At 60.1% G+C, this 14901-nt stretch carries 17 protein-coding genes; 15 read left to right on the forward strand and 2 right to left on the reverse strand.

Annotated features, from left to right (window positions below):
• Positions 1–119: 119 nt before the first annotated feature.
• Positions 120–1115 carry an alpha/beta hydrolase gene (locus BBI10_RS14510; protein WP_065989381.1) on the reverse strand — a complete coding sequence of 332 codons (996 nt, stop codon included), beginning with the start codon at positions 1113–1115 and terminating at the stop codon, positions 120–122.
• Between the two features lie 127 nt (positions 1116–1242).
• Between BBI10_RS14510 and aroC the strand changes: the two genes are divergently transcribed.
• From aroC to BBI10_RS14540, 6 genes are all read left to right on the forward strand, one after another.
• Positions 1243–2334 carry a chorismate synthase gene (aroC, locus tag BBI10_RS14515; RefSeq protein WP_065989382.1) on the forward strand — a complete coding sequence of 364 codons (1092 nt, stop codon included), beginning with the start codon at positions 1243–1245 and terminating at the stop codon, positions 2332–2334.
• A gap of 31 nt (positions 2335–2365) precedes the next feature.
• The gene (locus tag BBI10_RS14520) at positions 2366–3520 is read left to right on the forward strand and encodes an MFS transporter (RefSeq protein WP_208600755.1); all 1155 of its coding nucleotides are present in this window, start codon (positions 2366–2368) and stop codon (positions 3518–3520) included.
• Positions 3517–4131: a methylthioribulose 1-phosphate dehydratase gene (locus BBI10_RS14525; RefSeq protein WP_065989384.1), complete on the forward strand. Its 615-nt coding sequence runs from the start codon at positions 3517–3519 to the stop codon at positions 4129–4131. Before BBI10_RS14520 ends, BBI10_RS14525 begins: the two co-directional genes overlap by 4 nt.
• 110 nt (positions 4132–4241) lie before the next feature.
• Positions 4242–4787 carry a 1,2-dihydroxy-3-keto-5-methylthiopentene dioxygenase gene (locus tag BBI10_RS14530; RefSeq protein WP_065989385.1) on the forward strand — a complete coding sequence of 182 codons (546 nt, stop codon included), beginning with the start codon at positions 4242–4244 and terminating at the stop codon, positions 4785–4787.
• A 6-nt stretch (positions 4788–4793) separates the two neighbouring features.
• Entirely contained in the window at positions 4794–5477 is a 684-nt protein-coding gene (mtnC, locus tag BBI10_RS14535; RefSeq protein ID WP_065989386.1) for an acireductone synthase, read from the forward strand.
• A gap of 321 nt (positions 5478–5798) precedes the next feature.
• Positions 5799–6515 carry a helix-turn-helix transcriptional regulator gene (locus BBI10_RS14540; RefSeq protein WP_065989388.1) on the forward strand — a complete coding sequence of 239 codons (717 nt, stop codon included), beginning with the start codon at positions 5799–5801 and terminating at the stop codon, positions 6513–6515.
• A 168-nt stretch (positions 6516–6683) separates the two neighbouring features.
• Here the strand turns inward: BBI10_RS14540 and BBI10_RS14545 are convergent, their stop codons facing one another.
• Positions 6684–6962 (reverse strand): DUF3509 domain-containing protein, encoded by a 279-nt coding sequence (locus BBI10_RS14545; protein WP_065989389.1) that lies wholly within the window; start codon positions 6960–6962, stop codon positions 6684–6686.
• 511 nt (positions 6963–7473) lie between these two features.
• Here BBI10_RS14545 and BBI10_RS14550 point away from each other — a divergent pair.
• From BBI10_RS14550 to BBI10_RS14590, 9 genes are all read left to right on the forward strand, one after another.
• Positions 7474–8010, forward strand: a complete 537-nt coding sequence (locus BBI10_RS14550; RefSeq protein ID WP_065989390.1) for an ankyrin repeat domain-containing protein — start codon at positions 7474–7476, stop codon at positions 8008–8010.
• 67 nt (positions 8011–8077) lie between these two features.
• Positions 8078–8602 (forward strand): hypothetical protein, encoded by a 525-nt coding sequence (locus BBI10_RS14555; RefSeq protein ID WP_065989392.1) that lies wholly within the window; start codon positions 8078–8080, stop codon positions 8600–8602.
• A 109-nt stretch (positions 8603–8711) separates the two neighbouring features.
• Positions 8712–8903 carry a PLDc N-terminal domain-containing protein gene (locus BBI10_RS14560; protein ID WP_037009073.1) on the forward strand — a complete coding sequence of 64 codons (192 nt, stop codon included), beginning with the start codon at positions 8712–8714 and terminating at the stop codon, positions 8901–8903.
• A 211-nt stretch (positions 8904–9114) separates the two neighbouring features.
• Complete coding sequence (speE, locus tag BBI10_RS14565; protein ID WP_065989394.1) at positions 9115–9975, forward strand: polyamine aminopropyltransferase; 861 nt, start codon at positions 9115–9117, stop codon at positions 9973–9975.
• A gap of 127 nt (positions 9976–10102) precedes the next feature.
• Positions 10103–10354 carry a helix-turn-helix domain-containing protein gene (locus BBI10_RS14570; RefSeq protein ID WP_065989395.1) on the forward strand — a complete coding sequence of 84 codons (252 nt, stop codon included), beginning with the start codon at positions 10103–10105 and terminating at the stop codon, positions 10352–10354.
• On the forward strand, positions 10351–11562 hold the full coding sequence (locus BBI10_RS14575) for a type II toxin-antitoxin system HipA family toxin (RefSeq protein WP_244160373.1): 1212 nt from the start codon (positions 10351–10353) through the stop codon (positions 11560–11562). The genes BBI10_RS14570 and BBI10_RS14575 overlap by 4 nt, the downstream gene beginning before the upstream one ends.
• Positions 11563–11832: 270 nt before the next feature.
• On the forward strand, positions 11833–13905 hold the full coding sequence (locus BBI10_RS14580) for an LTA synthase family protein (RefSeq protein ID WP_065989397.1): 2073 nt from the start codon (positions 11833–11835) through the stop codon (positions 13903–13905).
• Between the two features lie 169 nt (positions 13906–14074).
• Positions 14075–14311: a hypothetical protein gene (locus BBI10_RS14585; RefSeq protein WP_065989399.1), complete on the forward strand. Its 237-nt coding sequence runs from the start codon at positions 14075–14077 to the stop codon at positions 14309–14311.
• A gap of 249 nt (positions 14312–14560) precedes the next feature.
• Positions 14561–14899, forward strand: a complete 339-nt coding sequence (locus BBI10_RS14590) for a ribonuclease E inhibitor RraB (protein WP_065989401.1) — start codon at positions 14561–14563, stop codon at positions 14897–14899.
• Positions 14900–14901 lie beyond the last annotated feature (2 nt).

Below are 14901 nucleotides of genomic sequence, written 5' to 3' on the forward strand. Positions count from 1 at the left end.
ATCGACATTGCCCGGCACATGGCACCGGCACACGATGCCAGCAGACAGCTATCGGCCGTTTCTGACGAAGCTGAAGGGATCGTGCGTCGACTCGCGCGTCGACGAGAAGAGCACCGGCCTCAGGCGGCCGGTATCGAGTCGAGGAATTTCAGGATGCGATCGGTGACTTCGCTGGCCAGCGGCAGCTGTGGATCCTTGTAGGACGCCAACTGCCGCTTGATGTCCATCGGCACGATGCGCAGCACGTGGTTCATGCCGTCGATAATCGCCAGTTGCGAGTCGGGTTTGGCCTTGTGCAGCAGCTCGGCATCGCCCACGCCCACTTGCATGTCGTTGCGCCCCTGAATGATCAGCGTCGGGATCTTCAATTGCCCGAACGCCGCCGTCGGATTCTGCCGGAACAATGAAATCAGATAAGGCTGCACGCTCGGGCGGAACACCACCTGAAGGGGTTCGGGCACGTCGTTGTCGGTCTTGCCGGCTTTGATCTCTTCGATCAGTTGCTCACTGCGCGCCAGCAGCGGAGGAGGGAGGCGATCCTGCAATTGCTCGCGAACCACTTGATCCACCGGGCGACCGGTGCCGGCTACGGAGATCAACGCCACGGCGCCTGCGCGTTCCGCCGCCAGGGTGGCGACCAGCGCGCCCTCGCTGTGGCCCATCAGAATCAGAGGGCCCAGGCGCGAGTCGGTCTTGAGCTTGGCGGCCCAGGCGACCGCGTCGTCGACGTACTTTTCGATGCTCAAATCGCGCTCGTCCGGGGTGGCAGGGCGACTGGCCGCGACGCCGCGCTTGTCGTAACGCACGCTGGCGATGTTGTGCTTGGCGAGGATCAGCGCGAGACGCTTCATGCTGTCGTTGCGCCCGCCGTCGGAGTTGTTGCCGTCACGGTCGGTCGGCCCCGAACCGGCGATGATCAACACCACTGGCACGGGTTTGGTCGATTTGGGCAGCAGCAGCGTGCCGAACAGCTCGCCGGTCCCGGTGTCCAGGCTGATGGGGCGCTGCAGCACGACGGGCGTTCCGGCGTGGGCGATGGACGACAGCAGGGTCAGGCTCAAGATGATCGCTCGCAGCGGCCAGAAGCCGCGAATCAGGGGTAAGGCGCTTAGCATTGCAGGACCGTCATCAATAAAGTGTCAATTGGACGCGGGCAAATGAATAAGGTTCGAGGATGAACTGCGCCATAAGCCTGCGTATACTGGCGCGCTTGAGTTTTTGAACGTCCTCGGAGCCTCCCGCATGTCCGGCAATACCTACGGCAAGCTGTTCACTGTCACCACTGCCGGCGAAAGCCACGGTCCGGCACTGGTTGCCATCGTTGACGGCTGCCCGCCGGGCATCGAGCTGTCGCTGGAAGACCTGCAGCGTGACCTCGACCGCCGCAAGCCGGGGACCAGCCGCCACACCACCCAGCGTCAGGAGCCCGACGAGGTCGAAATCCTCTCCGGCGTCTTCGAAGGCAAGACCACCGGCGCGTCCATCGGCCTGCTGATCCGCAACACCGATCAGAAGTCCAAGGACTATTCGGCGATCAAGGACCTGTTCCGGCCCGCCCACGCCGATTACACCTATCACCATAAATACGGCCTGCGCGACTACCGTGGCGGCGGTCGCAGCTCTGCGCGGGAAACGGCCATGCGCGTCGCCGCCGGGGCCATCGCCAAGAAGTTTCTTGCCACTCAGGGCATTACCGTTCGCGGCTACATGAGCCAGCTCGGCCCGATCGAAATCCCGTTCAAGACCTGGGATTCGGTGGAAGACAACGCGTTCTTCAGCCCCGACCCGAGCAAGGTGCCGGAGCTGGAAGCCTACATGGACCAGCTGCGTCGCGATCAGGATTCGGTGGGCGCGAAGATCACGGTTGTGGCCGAAGGCGTGATGCCCGGCCTGGGCGAGCCGATTTTCGACCGTCTCGACGCTGAACTGGCCCACGCGCTGATGAGCATCAACGCGGTCAAGGGCGTCGAGATCGGCGCCGGTTTTGCCTGCGTTGCCCAGCGCGGTACCGAGCACCGCGATGAGATGAGCCCCGAGGGTTTTCTGTCGAATAACGCGGGCGGCATCCTCGGCGGGATTTCGTCTGGCCAGCCGATCATTGCGCACCTGGCGCTGAAGGCGACGTCCAGCATCACCACGCCGGGGCACTCGATCGACGTCGATGGCAACTCCGTTGAAGTCATCACCAAAGGCCGCCACGACCCGTGCGTCGGCATCCGCGCCACGCCCATTGCCGAAGCGATGATGGCCATCGTGCTGGTCGACCACCTGCTGCGCCATCGCGGCCAAAACGCTGACGTGCGTGTCACGACGCCGATTCTGGGTCAGCTGTAATGCCTGAGCCGCGCGTTGCCGCCGCGGTCATCTGAGCGTGGCGGCGCTTCCTTACTGGCGCCTCGCCAGCTTCTATCTCTTCTACTTCGCCCTGCTTGGGGCCACGGCGCCTTACATGGCGCTGTATTTCAGCCACCTGGGTTTTTCTGCTGCGCGCATCGGCGAGTTGGTAGCGATCCCGATGCTGATGCGCTGCGTCGCGCCCAATGTCTGGGGCTGGCTCGGCGACCACACCGGGCGACGTCTGGCCATCGTGCGCTTCGGCGCCCTCTGCGGGCTGGCCTGTTTCAGCCTGATTCTCGTCGACACGTCCTACGCCTGGCTGGCGATGGTCATGGCGCTCTATGCGTTTTTCTGGCACGCGGTGCTGCCGCAGTTCGAAGTCATCACGCTGACGCATTTGCAGGGCCAGACTTCCCGCTACAGCCAGATCCGGCTGTGGGGATCGATCGGCTTCATTCTCTCGGTGGTCGTGCTGGGCCGGATGCTCGAGTGGTTCAGCCTGGATTACTACCCGCAACTCTTGCTGGTCATTCTGATCGGCATTGTCGCCAGCAGTTGGTGGGTGCCGAATGCACAACCGGTGGTCTCGGGCGCGCGGGTCGCGGGGGAGGGGTTTCTCAGGCAGTTGATGAGGCCGGGCGTGCTGGCGTTTTACGTCAGCGTTGCCCTGATACAACTGAGCCACGGGCCGTATAACACTTTTCTTACGCTGCACTTGGAACACCTCGGTTACACCCGCGGCATCATTGGCCTGCTGTGGGCGCTGGGGGTGATTGCCGAAGTGTTGATGTTCATGCTGATGAGCCGTGTGCTGCAGCGATTCAGTGTCCGCCAGGTGCTGATGACCAGCTTCGTGATCGCCGCCTTGCGCTGGCTTTTACTGGGTAATCTGGCCGATCATCTGGCGATTCTGATCGTCGCCCAACTGATGCACGCGGCCACCTTCGGCAGTTTTCATGCCTCGGCCGTGCATTACGTGCAGCGCAGCTTCGGCCCGCGCCAGCAGGGTCAGGGTCAGGCGCTGTACGCCGCCCTTTCCGGCACCGGCGGGGCGATGGGCGCTTTGTATGCCGGGTACAGCTGGAATGCGCTGGGCGCCAGTTGGACCTTTGCCATTGCGAGTCTGGCGGCCGTGGCCGCTGCTGTTCTGACCGCCACATGTATGAAAGAGGAGCGCGTATGAGTCGCGAAGCACTGGCGCGGGAAATCATCGAAGCGGGGCAGTTTTTGTACGCCCGGGGCTGGTCGCCCGCCACCAGCAGCAATTATTCCGTGCGCCTGTCGCCGACCGAAGCGCTGCTGACCGTCTCCGGCAAGCACAAGGGCCAGTTGGGCATGGACGACGTGCTGGCCACCGACCTTGCCGGCAACAGCCTGGAGCCCGGCAAAAAGCCGTCGGCTGAAACCCTGCTGCACACGCAGCTTTATAGTTGCAAGCCTGCAGTGGGCGCCGTGCTGCACACCCATTCGGTCAACGCCACCGTGCTGTCCCGGCTCACGGCCGGTGATCATCTGGTGTTCGAGGACTACGAGCTGCAAAAGGCCTTCAGCGGCGTTTCCACCCACGAATCAAAAGTGCTGGTACCGATTTTCGACAACGATCAGGACATCGCCCGGCTCGCCGACAAGGTCCAGCCCTGGCTGGATCAACACCCTGACTGCGCCGGTTACTTGATTCGCGGTCATGGGTTATACACCTGGGGCGCGAAAATGAGCGATGCCTTGCGCCAGATCGAAGCCTTCGAATTCTTGTTCGAATGCGAGCTCAAGACGCTGTCCGTGCTCAACCGCTGATCCCTGACGTACGCAACGATCAACGCACCGCAGCGTTCCCACTGCCTGAATCAACGCGTCGGATCGGCCCCAGAGCCGACCGGTGCGGACCGAACCGAGGAAGCCCCGAAATGAGCAGTCTGTCCGTTTATCACGTGTCATCCCCCGAGCTGCCCAACAAGGTCCTGACGCACCTGGAAGACATTGCCTCGACCCTGGCCGAGCACGGTGTGGCGTTCGACCGCTGGCAGGCGGCAGCGCCCATCACCCCCGGCGCCAGCCAGGAGGAGGTCGTCGCGGCCTACCGCACCCAGATTGACAGGCTGATGACCGAGCGCGGTTACGTGACCGTCGACGTGATCAGCCTCAACAGCGATCACCCGCAGAAGGCCGAACTGCGCGCCAAGTTCCTCGAGGAGCACCAGCATGGCGAAGATGAGGTGCGTTTCTTCGTTGCCGGCCGTGGGCTGTTTACCCTGCACATCGACGACTTTGTCTACGCCGTGCTGTGCGAAAAAAACGACCTGATCTCGGTGCCGGCCGGCACCCGCCATTGGTTCGACATGGGCGAGAATCCGCATTTCGTCGCCATCCGCCTGTTCAATAACCCGGAGGGCTGGGTGGCCAAATTCACCGGCGAAAGCATCGCCGGCCAGTTCCCGCGTCTGGAAGACTGATTACCCATGACCATTAAAGCGATCCTGACCGACATCGAAGGCACCACCAGCGCGGTGAGCTTCGTCTTCGACGTGCTCTTTCCGTATGCCAAACAGCATCTGCCCGCGTTCGTTCGCGAGCATGCCGCCGACCCCGAGGTGGCCGCGCAGTTGCAGGCCGTGCGCAACGACAGTGCCGAACCCGATGCGAGCGTCGATCGGGTGATCGAGATCCTGCTGCAATGGATCGCCGAAGATCGCAAAGCCACGCCGCTGAAAGCCTTGCAAGGCATGGTCTGGCAGCAGGGTTATCAGGCCGGCCAGCTCAAGGGGCATGTCTACCCGGACGCCGTGGAGGCGCTGAAACGCTGGCATCAGGCGGGGTACGCGCTTTACGTCTACTCCTCGGGCTCGATCCAGGCGCAGAAGCTGATCTTTGGTTGCTCCGAGGCGGGCGATCTGTCCGGACTGTTCAGCGGCTACTTTGACACCACCTCCGGGCCCAAGCGGGAGGAGGCGTCCTATCGATCGATTGCGTCGAGCATCGGTCAGCCGGCGGACGCCATTCTGTTTCTGTCTGACATCGTGGAAGAGCTCGATGCGGCGCAACGGGCCGGCATGGTCACCTGCGCACTGGTGCGCGATGGCGGAGAACTGGATGGGCACATCAACGTCAGCAGTTTTACGGGGATAGAGCCCTGCGCTTTCTGACGATTCAAGCATGCTGAAAACCGACGGCCGATGTCTTTGACATTGGCCGTTTTTGTATCCAAATGCGGAAAAATGTAAGTTGGTTTTTGTTCGTTTTGGGAAGTTGCTTGTTTTACGGTCAGGCATGCCTGTTTGTTTTTGACGCTGTGTTTAACCCTCCTCGACTGTGTAACCCTTCGCCTGCCGGACCCTGACAGCTTTTGAGTGCGCCTCGTGCGGTCGTGTTGACGACAGCACCTGACGCCGTTTTCAGCTGCCATGCATAAAAAATCCAAGGGGCATCAGGGCCGCGCATTTGATGGTTTTAAACGGGAGGGGAACATGAAAAACGCGCAGACAGGGACGCTGAGTCCGTTGATACAACAAATGGTCACCAGCATCACTGAACAGGATGGCGATGCGGCCATCGCCAACGCACTTGACTGGCTGAGAGCTGAATGCCGCAGCGAACGGGCCATGCTCTATCAGTACCGAAACGGCGTGCTCCTCAGTTGCATCACGTCGAACGTCGACAGCTATTGGAAGGACCTTTATTGCCAGGGACGCCTGATGATCGAGGACCCGGTTATCCGCTGCTACCGACACACCATGGGCTTTCTGAATTGGGAAGAGGCCTTCAAGACCTACCCGCCATCACCCGCCTACATGGCGGCGGTGGAGGATTGCGACCTCCTGCCAGCCTTTTCCTACGGCTACAGCAGCCAGACGCGGGCTAATCAGGGTGTCATCACCATTTGCACGCTGAACGGCATGGAGCGCCCGCTGACCCACAACGATCGGTACCTGCTGACGAGTCTGGTGCCGATGCTTCATGTGGCGGGAAAAGGGCGTCAACTGCAGACCCGAGCGCTGTCGCCCAAAGAGCTGGAAATTCTCAAGTGGGCGCGGGAAGGCAAGACGGCGTGGGAGATCGGGCTGATAAAGGAAGTCTCGGAAGCAACCGTCAAACATCACTTCAAGAGCATCTACGCCAAGCTCGGGGTGACCAATCGTGCGCAGGCGGTGGGCGAGGCGTTGTGCCGAGGGATTATTCAATAGGCCCGCTCTGAGAGACAGCGCCGCAATGACTGTCATTGCGTGAAGGGAGTGACTCGAAAAAAGCTCAAAAAAAACCGCGATAGCATCAACTATCGCGGGAATCTACAAGGGATGCTTCGATGAGAGTGAAACGTGCTGCTGCCGGAACGCAATGTTCCGGCCTGATACCTATCGGGTGTGATAAGTAGGCAAATCAAAACGGTGCTGGCTTTGCAACATCGAGATGGCGGGCAGCTCGCTGGCTTGTGCGGCCAGGTCGCGACGAATCGCGCTGATCACCCATTCCAGTTGCACTGGGGTGTGCAGTTGAGCGTAGGACACGCAGCGACGGATGTTGGTGCCTTGATCGTTACGCAGAGTCAACAGAACCCCACCGTCCGGACGCGGTTGAGTGGTGACTTCGAAATCGGAAAATACGGATGCGAATTTTTCTTGGATGAAAGTCATGTCTAGAGGCTCCATTGCTCATGGGATAACAAGCTTGGAATGACTAGTGCAGTGACTGTGCCAGTTTTTGAGGTTAAATAAATATCAATGAAATCAGCGGGTTACGGTTTTTTAAAAAATGCTGCCTCGTGCAATTTGCATGAATGCCTCTCGTGCATCCTGCAATTTACCGGAGTTGGGAGTGAGTGGTGGGTGACGCGGGGAGGGGTGCACGCATTGCGTGACATGACTGAGACAGCGGTATAGGGGATTTATTTCACGTTGTTGCGAAATTTTCTCGGTGAGCGTTCAGGCGCCACTATCACCTCCATTGAAACCGATGGTTGGGCGCCGATCATTGGCGCTAGCAGGGTTGGCGTCATGTGCGACGGCGCCCTCTGCGCTGCGCGCCTGGAGTTGTTGCTGTGAGTGGAACTACACGCTTTGTCCATGGCTCATAGATTGCCTGGCCCGTAGATCGCCGCATCCCTTGATTCATACCGCGCAATGCATTGCGCTACTGGAGTTACCTATGTCCGAAGCCCCCAACACGACCGGTTCTGCCACGCGCATGACAGACGAAGAAGCACTGGAATTTGCCGAGCAGGTATTCGACCGGGCCCGTGCTGGCGACGCCCCGATGCTCGACCGGCTGCTGGAAAACGGCTTGACCCCCAATCTTCGCAACCACAAAGGCGACACGCTGTTGATGCTGGCCAGCTATCACGGTCATCAAGACGCCGTGCGAGTGCTGCTCAAGCACAAGGCTGACCCTGAACTGCGCAACGACAACGGCCAGAGCCCCATCGCCGGTGCTGCTTTCAAAGGCGATCTGGAAACCGTGAAGATCCTCGTGGAAGCCGGCGCAGAGGTTGAAGGCGCTTCCGCCGACGGCCGCACGGCATTGATGATGGCGGCGATGTTCAACCGTACCGCGATCGTCGATTACCTGATCTCCAAGGGTGCCAACCCTCATATCCAGGATGCCAAGGGCGTCACTCCGCTGATGGCCGCGCAGACAATGGGTGCGACCGAGACCGCCGAGCAGCTCACCCGTCTGGGGGCGTAAGCGATAGAGGCGCGCCGCATTTCCAGCTATTCTGCGCGCCTGTTTTCCAGCCCTCGGACGATCTGCCATGAAAGCTTCACTCATCGAATTCATCAGCAAGATCAGCTCCGGCTGCATGAGCGATGAAGAAATCGAAAAAATCGCCGATGAGGCCACCCAGGCCTACGGCGATCCCGATGCGTTCCTGACCGCCAACCCTGACATCAATTTCGACGACACCTTCCCGATCCCGCTGGGGGAGTGGGTGGTGATCGGCAGCCTTCCCGACACCGTGTTGTTTCAGGCCGATACCTATCCCGACCTGCTCACCGAGATCATGGCGTCGTTTGGCCCGAACGTAATGTTCAACATCAAGCCCAAACAGCTGACCAAGGCCGAACCGCTGGCCGCGCTTAACCGTATACAGATTCAGCTGTCCAGCATGAACAAGGACATGGGCGGGTACGTGTTGATGGACGTCAGCGAGCCGCTGGACCACGTGCTGCAAACGGTGCTGGTCTACGGCGCCGACGTCGAGCGAGTCATGGCCCTCGGCGTTGAACTCGGCATACTGATCGAGCCATCGCTGGAGGCGCTCAAGGCGCAGATTTGATCGCCTTCGACGCGATTTGCTGCGCAGACAAATATCCCTGCCGACCAACGGAACCCTCGTTGCAGGCCACTACTCTCAAGTGGGCAAGCCTTCAATAAGGAGCAACACCATGGGTTCTACTTTCAACGGTCTGATCGGCCTGATCATTCTGGCGCTGGATATCTGGGCCATCATCAACGTGCTGAAAAGCGGCGCGGAAACCGGGAAGAAAATTCTCTGGATTTTGTTGATCGTCATCCTGCCGGTGCTGGGCCTGATCATCTGGGCAATCGCTGGCCCGCGCGGCAACGTGCGTATCTAGTAGCGTGCCTATCTAGCATCGCAGCAGAAGCGCAGCCAAGCTTCAGAACACATAACGCCCGACTGGCCTGGCCAGTCGGGCGTTTTTGTTGGGGGCGGATCACCCTTGCGCCGCCGCGACATTCGACCTGTCATGCGCCGCGACGTAGAATGCGCGCCTTCTTGTGGGCGGCGCGCCGTCCTGTCATCAGTAGTTATCGGGGACTCCATCCATGAGCGATTATCAAGAAACGTTGTACGAAGGCTATGGCCAGCGCTTTCGCATGGAAAAAATGCTGCATGAAGTGCGCACCGAGCATCAGCATCTGGTGATCTTCCAGAACCCGCGCATGGGTCGCGTCATGGCGCTGGACGGCGTGATTCAGACCACTGAAGCCGACGAGTTCATTTATCACGAGATGCTCACCCACGTGCCGATTCTGGCCCACGGCCGCGCCAAACGCGTCCTGATCATCGGCGGTGGCGACGGCGGCATGCTGCGCGAAGTCGCCAAGCACGCGACGGTCGAGCACATCACCATGGTCGAGATCGACGGCACCGTGGTCGAGATGTGCAAGGAATACCTGCCGAATCACTCCAAAGGCGCTTTCGATGATTCGCGTCTGAACCTGGTCATCGACGACGGCATGCGCTTCGTTGCCAACACCGAGGAAAAATTCGACGTCATCATTTCCGATTCCACCGACCCGATCGGGCCGGGCGAAGTGCTGTTCTCGGAGAATTTCTACCAGGCCTGCCATCGCTGCCTCAACGAAGGCGGCATTCTGGTCACGCAGAACGGCACGCCATTCATGCAGCTGAGCGAAGTGCAAACCACGGCAGGGCGCATGAATGGACTGTTCGCCGACTGGCATTTCTATCAGGCAGCGGTGCCCACCTACATTGGCGGCGCGATGACCTTTGCCTGGGGCTCTACGGATTCCCAGCACCGCAAGATTTCGCTGGACACTTTGCATCAGCGGTTCGCCGGCAGCGGCATCGTCACCCGTTACTACAACCCTGAGGTCCACATCGGCGCCTTCGCATTGCCGCAGTACGTGCTTCAGGCGATCAGCAAGCCAAGCAACGCCTGACCCCGCTGCAAGGTTACGTAAACCTGACATCCATGGGCTGATGTCAGGTAAACGTAACTTCTCCTTGATCGCCCTGCATGTCACGTGTACATTCCATTCATCGTTAAATGTTATGCAGGCGTGACAAATGGACGCGACGTTGTTGCTTGAGCGGCTGGGCAGCCAGATCGAAGAAATGCGTAGGTCCCGCGGGCTCACTCAGGTTCAGTTGGCCCACCAGTCGGGCATGACACGGCAAAAGCTCGCCGAAGTCGAAAAGGGCAGCCCGACCGTGGCGGTGAATTTCTACGCCAAGGTCCTGGCCGCGTTGAATGCCGAGATAAAAGTCGTCTCCGCCCGACGCCCGACGTTTGAAGAGCTGCGCGAGGTGTTCCAGTGAAACCCCTGGATCGTGTACGCATTTTTACCCCGGAGGGTGAGAGTGGTGAGCTGTCGGCATCGGCGTCCGGCGACTACCTGTTTCGCTACGGCCTGGACGCCAGCCCGGCGTCGCAGATCAGCCTGACCATGGGGGTTCGCGATGCGGCCTACGTATCGCGCAGTCTGCACCCGGTCTTCCAGATGAACCTCCCCGAAGGCTTCGTGCTGGAACAGCTGCGCAATCGCCTCGCTAAAACCACACCCATCAACCCGATGCTGCTCATGGCATTGACCGGCAGCGGTTCGCCGGTCGGCCGCGTGGCGGTGGCGTCTCCCATGATCGACGAGTTGCTGGGTGGCGCGGGCCCCGTCCCAGGCAGAAGCCTGGGGCAGATACTCAGTTGGGACGGGACGCAGGATCTGTTTGCCGAACTGGTCGATCAGTACATTTTGCGCACCGGGATTTCAGGTGTTCAGCCCAAAGTCATCGTGCCCGATTCGGATTTCGTGACGGACCCGAAAGCCACGCTGTTGATGCCGGAGCTGATCGTCAAATCGGGGAGGGCGGACTTCCCCGGGTTGGCCGTTAACGAGTACGTGTGCATGGACGCTGCGCGCAGAGCCGGCATGCCGGTGCCGGAATTTCATCTGTCGGATAACCGCCAGCTGTTCGTCATGCGCCGTTTTGATCGTGATGCTGAGCAGCGGGCCATCGGCTTCGAGGACATGGCTGTGCTGATGGGCCAGGGCACCGAGCAGAAATACGACTCCAGCTACGAAAACATCGCCAAGGCCATTCGCCTGTTTTGCGCGCCTGAGCATGTGCGTGAATCGCTGGATCAATTCTTCGACATCGTCGCGCTCAGTTGCATGGTCGGCAACGGCGACGCCCATCTGAAGAACTTCGGGTTGTTGTATCGCGACCCGCTGGGAGCGGACGCGCAACTGGCGCCGGCCTACGACATCGTCAACACCACCGCGTACATAAAGGACGACGCGCTTGCCCTGCGTCTGGATGGCTCAAAGAGCCTGTTCGGGTCGCGGCTCGGCATTCTGAGCCTGGCGTCGACCTGTGACATCCGCAAACCGAACGTGCGCATTGCGCGACTGATCGCGGCCGTGCAGGCGTCCCTGCAGGAAAACGCCTCGCTCCGCCCCCACGCGCCCCTTGTCTTTGAAGCCATCGAGCACGCCGTCGAGCGCTATGCCCAGACGTTCAAGGTTTAATCCTGATTCGAGGCTTTGTAAGAAAATATGTGAGGGGCGACTAATCAACGGAATTTTCACCGTTTCTTCGGGAAGATTCGCGCCGTTCCGAGACTGCTCCCTGATTGTGATAACCGTTTGTGCCGATCCGTCATGAAGAATGCGCGGCATCGGTGGTAAACCGCGGAGGTTCACGTAATATTTGGCCCCCGCAGCCCGGACCGGCATTTCGATGGGGTCGGGCGCACAGCTTTTTGAACTTAAACCTGAATCCAACGGATCCCACAACCCATGGCCAAAACGGACGCCCCGGCGCGCGCGCCGCAACCTACCGTCAAATCGCACCTGGCCTATACGCTCCTGAGCGGCCTGGTGCTGATGGTTCTGTACACCCTTCTGCGCGTAGCGCTGCTGGTCTATAACCGCGAAGGCATCGGTGCGACGCCAGCTTCGACCTTCGTCGAGGCGTTCGCCAATGGCCTGCGGTTCGATTTGCGTCTGGTCGTGTACATCCTGATTCCCCTTCTGCTGTCACTGTTCAGCGCGCGCATGATGGCGGCCCGTGGGGTCTTCCGCTTCTGGCTGACGCTGGTCGCGAGCCTGACCGCGTTCTTCGGCCTGATGGAGATGGATTTCTACCGTGAATTCCACCAGCGCCTGAATGGCCTGGTGTTCCAGTACGTCAAAGAAGACCCGAAAACCGTCCTGAGCATGATCTGGTACGGCTATCCGGTGGTTCGCTATCTGCTGGCGTGGGCGCTGGTGACCTGGCTGCTGAGCCTGGTCTTCAAAGGCGTCGATCGCGTGACCCGGCCCCGTGGCGGGTTCAACGTTGCCAGCGCTGACAACCGTGTGGTGGCGCCGCTGTACAAGCGCGCCGTGGTGTTCCTGCTGTGCCTGGTGGTGGCCGTCATCGCCGCCCGCGGCACCCTGCGCCAGGGCCCGCCACTGCGTTGGGGCGATGCGTACACGACTGACTCCAACTTTGCCAACACCCTTGGGCTAAACGGCACGCTGACGCTGATCGCGGCGGCCAAGAGCCGGATGTCCGAAGACCGCGACAACATCTGGAAGGCGACCCTGCCTCAGGCCGAAGCCCAGCAGGTCGTTCGTGACATGCTGCTGACCGCCAACGACAAGCTGATCGATCCAGAAAAAGCCGCTGTGCGTCGTGATTTCACGCCGCCGCCGGCCAACACGTTGCCCATCAAGAACGTCGTCGTGATCCTGATGGAAAGCTTCGCCGGCCATTCGGTGGGTGCGCTGGGCGACGAGTCGAACATCACGCCTTACTTCGACAAACTGTCCCAGGAAGGTCTGCTGTTTGATCGCTTCTTCTCCAACGGCACACACACCCACCAGGGCATGTTTGCGACCATGGCCTGCTTCCCGAACCTGCCGGGCTTCGAGTACCTGATGCAGACGCCGGAAGGCAGTCACAAACTGTCCGGCTTGCCGCAGTTACTCAGCGCGCGCAAGTACGACGACGTGTATGTCTACAACGGTGACTTCGCCTGGGACAACCAGTCGGGCTTCTTCAGCAACCAGGGCATGACCAACTTCATTGGCCGCAATGACTTCGTCAACCCGGTGTTCTCGGACCCGACCTGGGGCGTCTCCGACCAGGACATGTTCGACCGTGGCGCCGAGGAACTCAAAGCCCGCGAAGCCAAGGGCAAGCCGTTCTATGCGTTGCTGCAGACCCTGTCCAACCACACGCCGTACGCACTGCCGGCAAACCTGCCGGTCGAGCGCGTGACCGGCCATGGCACGCTGGATGAACACCTCACCGCCATGCGTTATTCGGATTGGGCGCTGGGTCAGTTCTTCGAGAAGGCCAAGAAAGAGCCTTACTACAAGGACACGCTGTTTGTGGTAGTCGGTGACCACGGCTTCGGCAACAACGAGCAGATCACCGAAATGGACCTCGGCCGCTTCAACGTGCCGATGCTGATGATCGCCCCGGGCCTTCAGGACAAGTTCGGCAAGCGCAGCAGCATCGTCGGCACGCAGATCGACATCGTCCCGACCATCATGGGCCGCCTGGGTGGCGACACCGTGCACCAGTGCTGGGGCCGCGACCTGCTCAATCTGCCGGTAGGCGACGAAGGCTTCGGTGTGATCAAGCCATCGGGCAGCGAGCAGACCGTGGCGCTGGTCACCGGCAACCGGATCCTGATCGAACCCAAGGAAATGGAGCCGAAGGTGTACAGCTACGAGTTGGGCACCAAGCCCCACGCCGAGCTGATGCCGAATGCGCCGGACGTCACCGAGTTGCGCAAGAAGCTCGACAGCTTCCTGCAGACCGCGACCAAGAGCCTGCTGGACAACACGGCAGGGGTCAAAGACGCCAAGCCGCAATGACCGCAGCCTGATGAAGAACGCCCCGAGACCGGGGCGTTTTTTTTGCCTGCGGATCGTTGGCATCACGCTGCTAACGTCAGCCGGGCGCTGACGATTCGGGTTGAACGTCGTTGCGCTGCAAGGGTCAAGATCACTAGGCCGTTGTCCGGCCCTTACTGAGGAGACATTGATGAAAGTGTGGACTATTTCGTTTCTGGACAAAGACGGTGTGCAGCAAACCCTCGATCTTGAATCCGATCACCGTCCCAGTGATGAAGAGGCTGCGCAGCGAATCCGTCCGATCCTGTTTCCGGTCGCCAGTGATCTTGATCTGATCGACCTCGACGGTCGCACCGCCGAGCCCACCGTGAAGACACTCAAAGAGCAGAACGCGGTACAGATCATCTCCATCGTAGAAGCCCCCTAAAAAGCCTGGATTCCCCGTCACCCTGCCAATTGGCAACGCACTATCAATGCGCGTACTCTGCCAGTGAGGTCGGTGAAGCATCTACCCGAGTCAGCTCGCGTACGTATGCCCGTTTTGTAAAACGCACCGGCCTTGTCAGCGACATGCTTGAGTCCCGGGCGGCAGATGACCTGCCGCTACACGCCTCGCCACCGGGGAGTGTTTCGGGATAGTTGAAACTCTATCTATCGTTGCATAGGAGGACGTTTCATGAGCACAGCCTATCAAGAAGACGTCAGCAGCCATGTTCTGCGCTGCATGAAAGAAGGCGGTTTCGACTTCGCACGCATTCACCCCATCGAGTTCTATGCCACGTTTCCGGATGAGGACCGGGCGCGTCAGGCAGCGGAAAAATTTCGCGGCGAGTCAGTCAATGTTCAGCTCAATGCTCTGGAAGACGGTGCGTGGCACCTGGAACTGAGCAAGTTGATGTACGCGACCTACGACGGAATAGGCGACTTCGAGCAGGATTTCCAGACCGCGATTTTCGGTCTGGACGGGGAGGTTGAAGGCTGGGGCGTCAAGCAGGAGCTCAAGCGCCTTCATTGATC

It is taken from the genome of Pseudomonas graminis (assembly GCF_001705435.1).
Classification (GTDB): Bacteria; Pseudomonadota; Gammaproteobacteria; order Pseudomonadales; family Pseudomonadaceae; genus Aquipseudomonas; species Aquipseudomonas graminis_B.

Excerpts from the sequence above, each read along its gene's own strand:
- BBI10_RS14545 (WP_065989389.1), bottom strand. The coding sequence starts at position 6,962 with ATGACTTTCATCCAAGAAAAATTCGCATCCGTATTTTCCGATTTCGAA.
- BBI10_RS14590 (WP_065989401.1), top strand. The coding sequence starts at position 14,561 with ATGAGCACAGCCTATCAAGAAGACGTCAGCAGCCATGTTCTGCGCTGC.
- aroC (WP_065989382.1), top strand. The coding sequence starts at position 1,243 with ATGTCCGGCAATACCTACGGCAAGCTGTTCACTGTCACCACTGCCGGC.
- BBI10_RS14580 (WP_065989397.1), top strand. The coding sequence starts at position 11,833 with ATGGCCAAAACGGACGCCCCGGCGCGCGCGCCGCAACCTACCGTCAAA.
- BBI10_RS14510 (WP_065989381.1), bottom strand. The coding sequence starts at position 1,115 with ATGCTAAGCGCCTTACCCCTGATTCGCGGCTTCTGGCCGCTGCGAGCG.
- BBI10_RS14555 (WP_065989392.1), top strand. The coding sequence starts at position 8,078 with ATGAAAGCTTCACTCATCGAATTCATCAGCAAGATCAGCTCCGGCTGC.
- BBI10_RS14550 (WP_065989390.1), top strand. The coding sequence starts at position 7,474 with ATGTCCGAAGCCCCCAACACGACCGGTTCTGCCACGCGCATGACAGAC.
- speE (WP_065989394.1), top strand. The coding sequence starts at position 9,115 with ATGAGCGATTATCAAGAAACGTTGTACGAAGGCTATGGCCAGCGCTTT.
- BBI10_RS14585 (WP_065989399.1), top strand. The coding sequence starts at position 14,075 with ATGAAAGTGTGGACTATTTCGTTTCTGGACAAAGACGGTGTGCAGCAA.
- BBI10_RS14530 (WP_065989385.1), top strand. The coding sequence starts at position 4,242 with ATGAGCAGTCTGTCCGTTTATCACGTGTCATCCCCCGAGCTGCCCAAC.
- mtnC (WP_065989386.1), top strand. The coding sequence starts at position 4,794 with ATGACCATTAAAGCGATCCTGACCGACATCGAAGGCACCACCAGCGCG.
- BBI10_RS14525 (WP_065989384.1), top strand. The coding sequence starts at position 3,517 with ATGAGTCGCGAAGCACTGGCGCGGGAAATCATCGAAGCGGGGCAGTTT.
- BBI10_RS14570 (WP_065989395.1), top strand. The coding sequence starts at position 10,103 with ATGGACGCGACGTTGTTGCTTGAGCGGCTGGGCAGCCAGATCGAAGAA.
- BBI10_RS14560 (WP_037009073.1), top strand. The coding sequence starts at position 8,712 with ATGGGTTCTACTTTCAACGGTCTGATCGGCCTGATCATTCTGGCGCTG.
- BBI10_RS14540 (WP_065989388.1), top strand. The coding sequence starts at position 5,799 with ATGAAAAACGCGCAGACAGGGACGCTGAGTCCGTTGATACAACAAATG.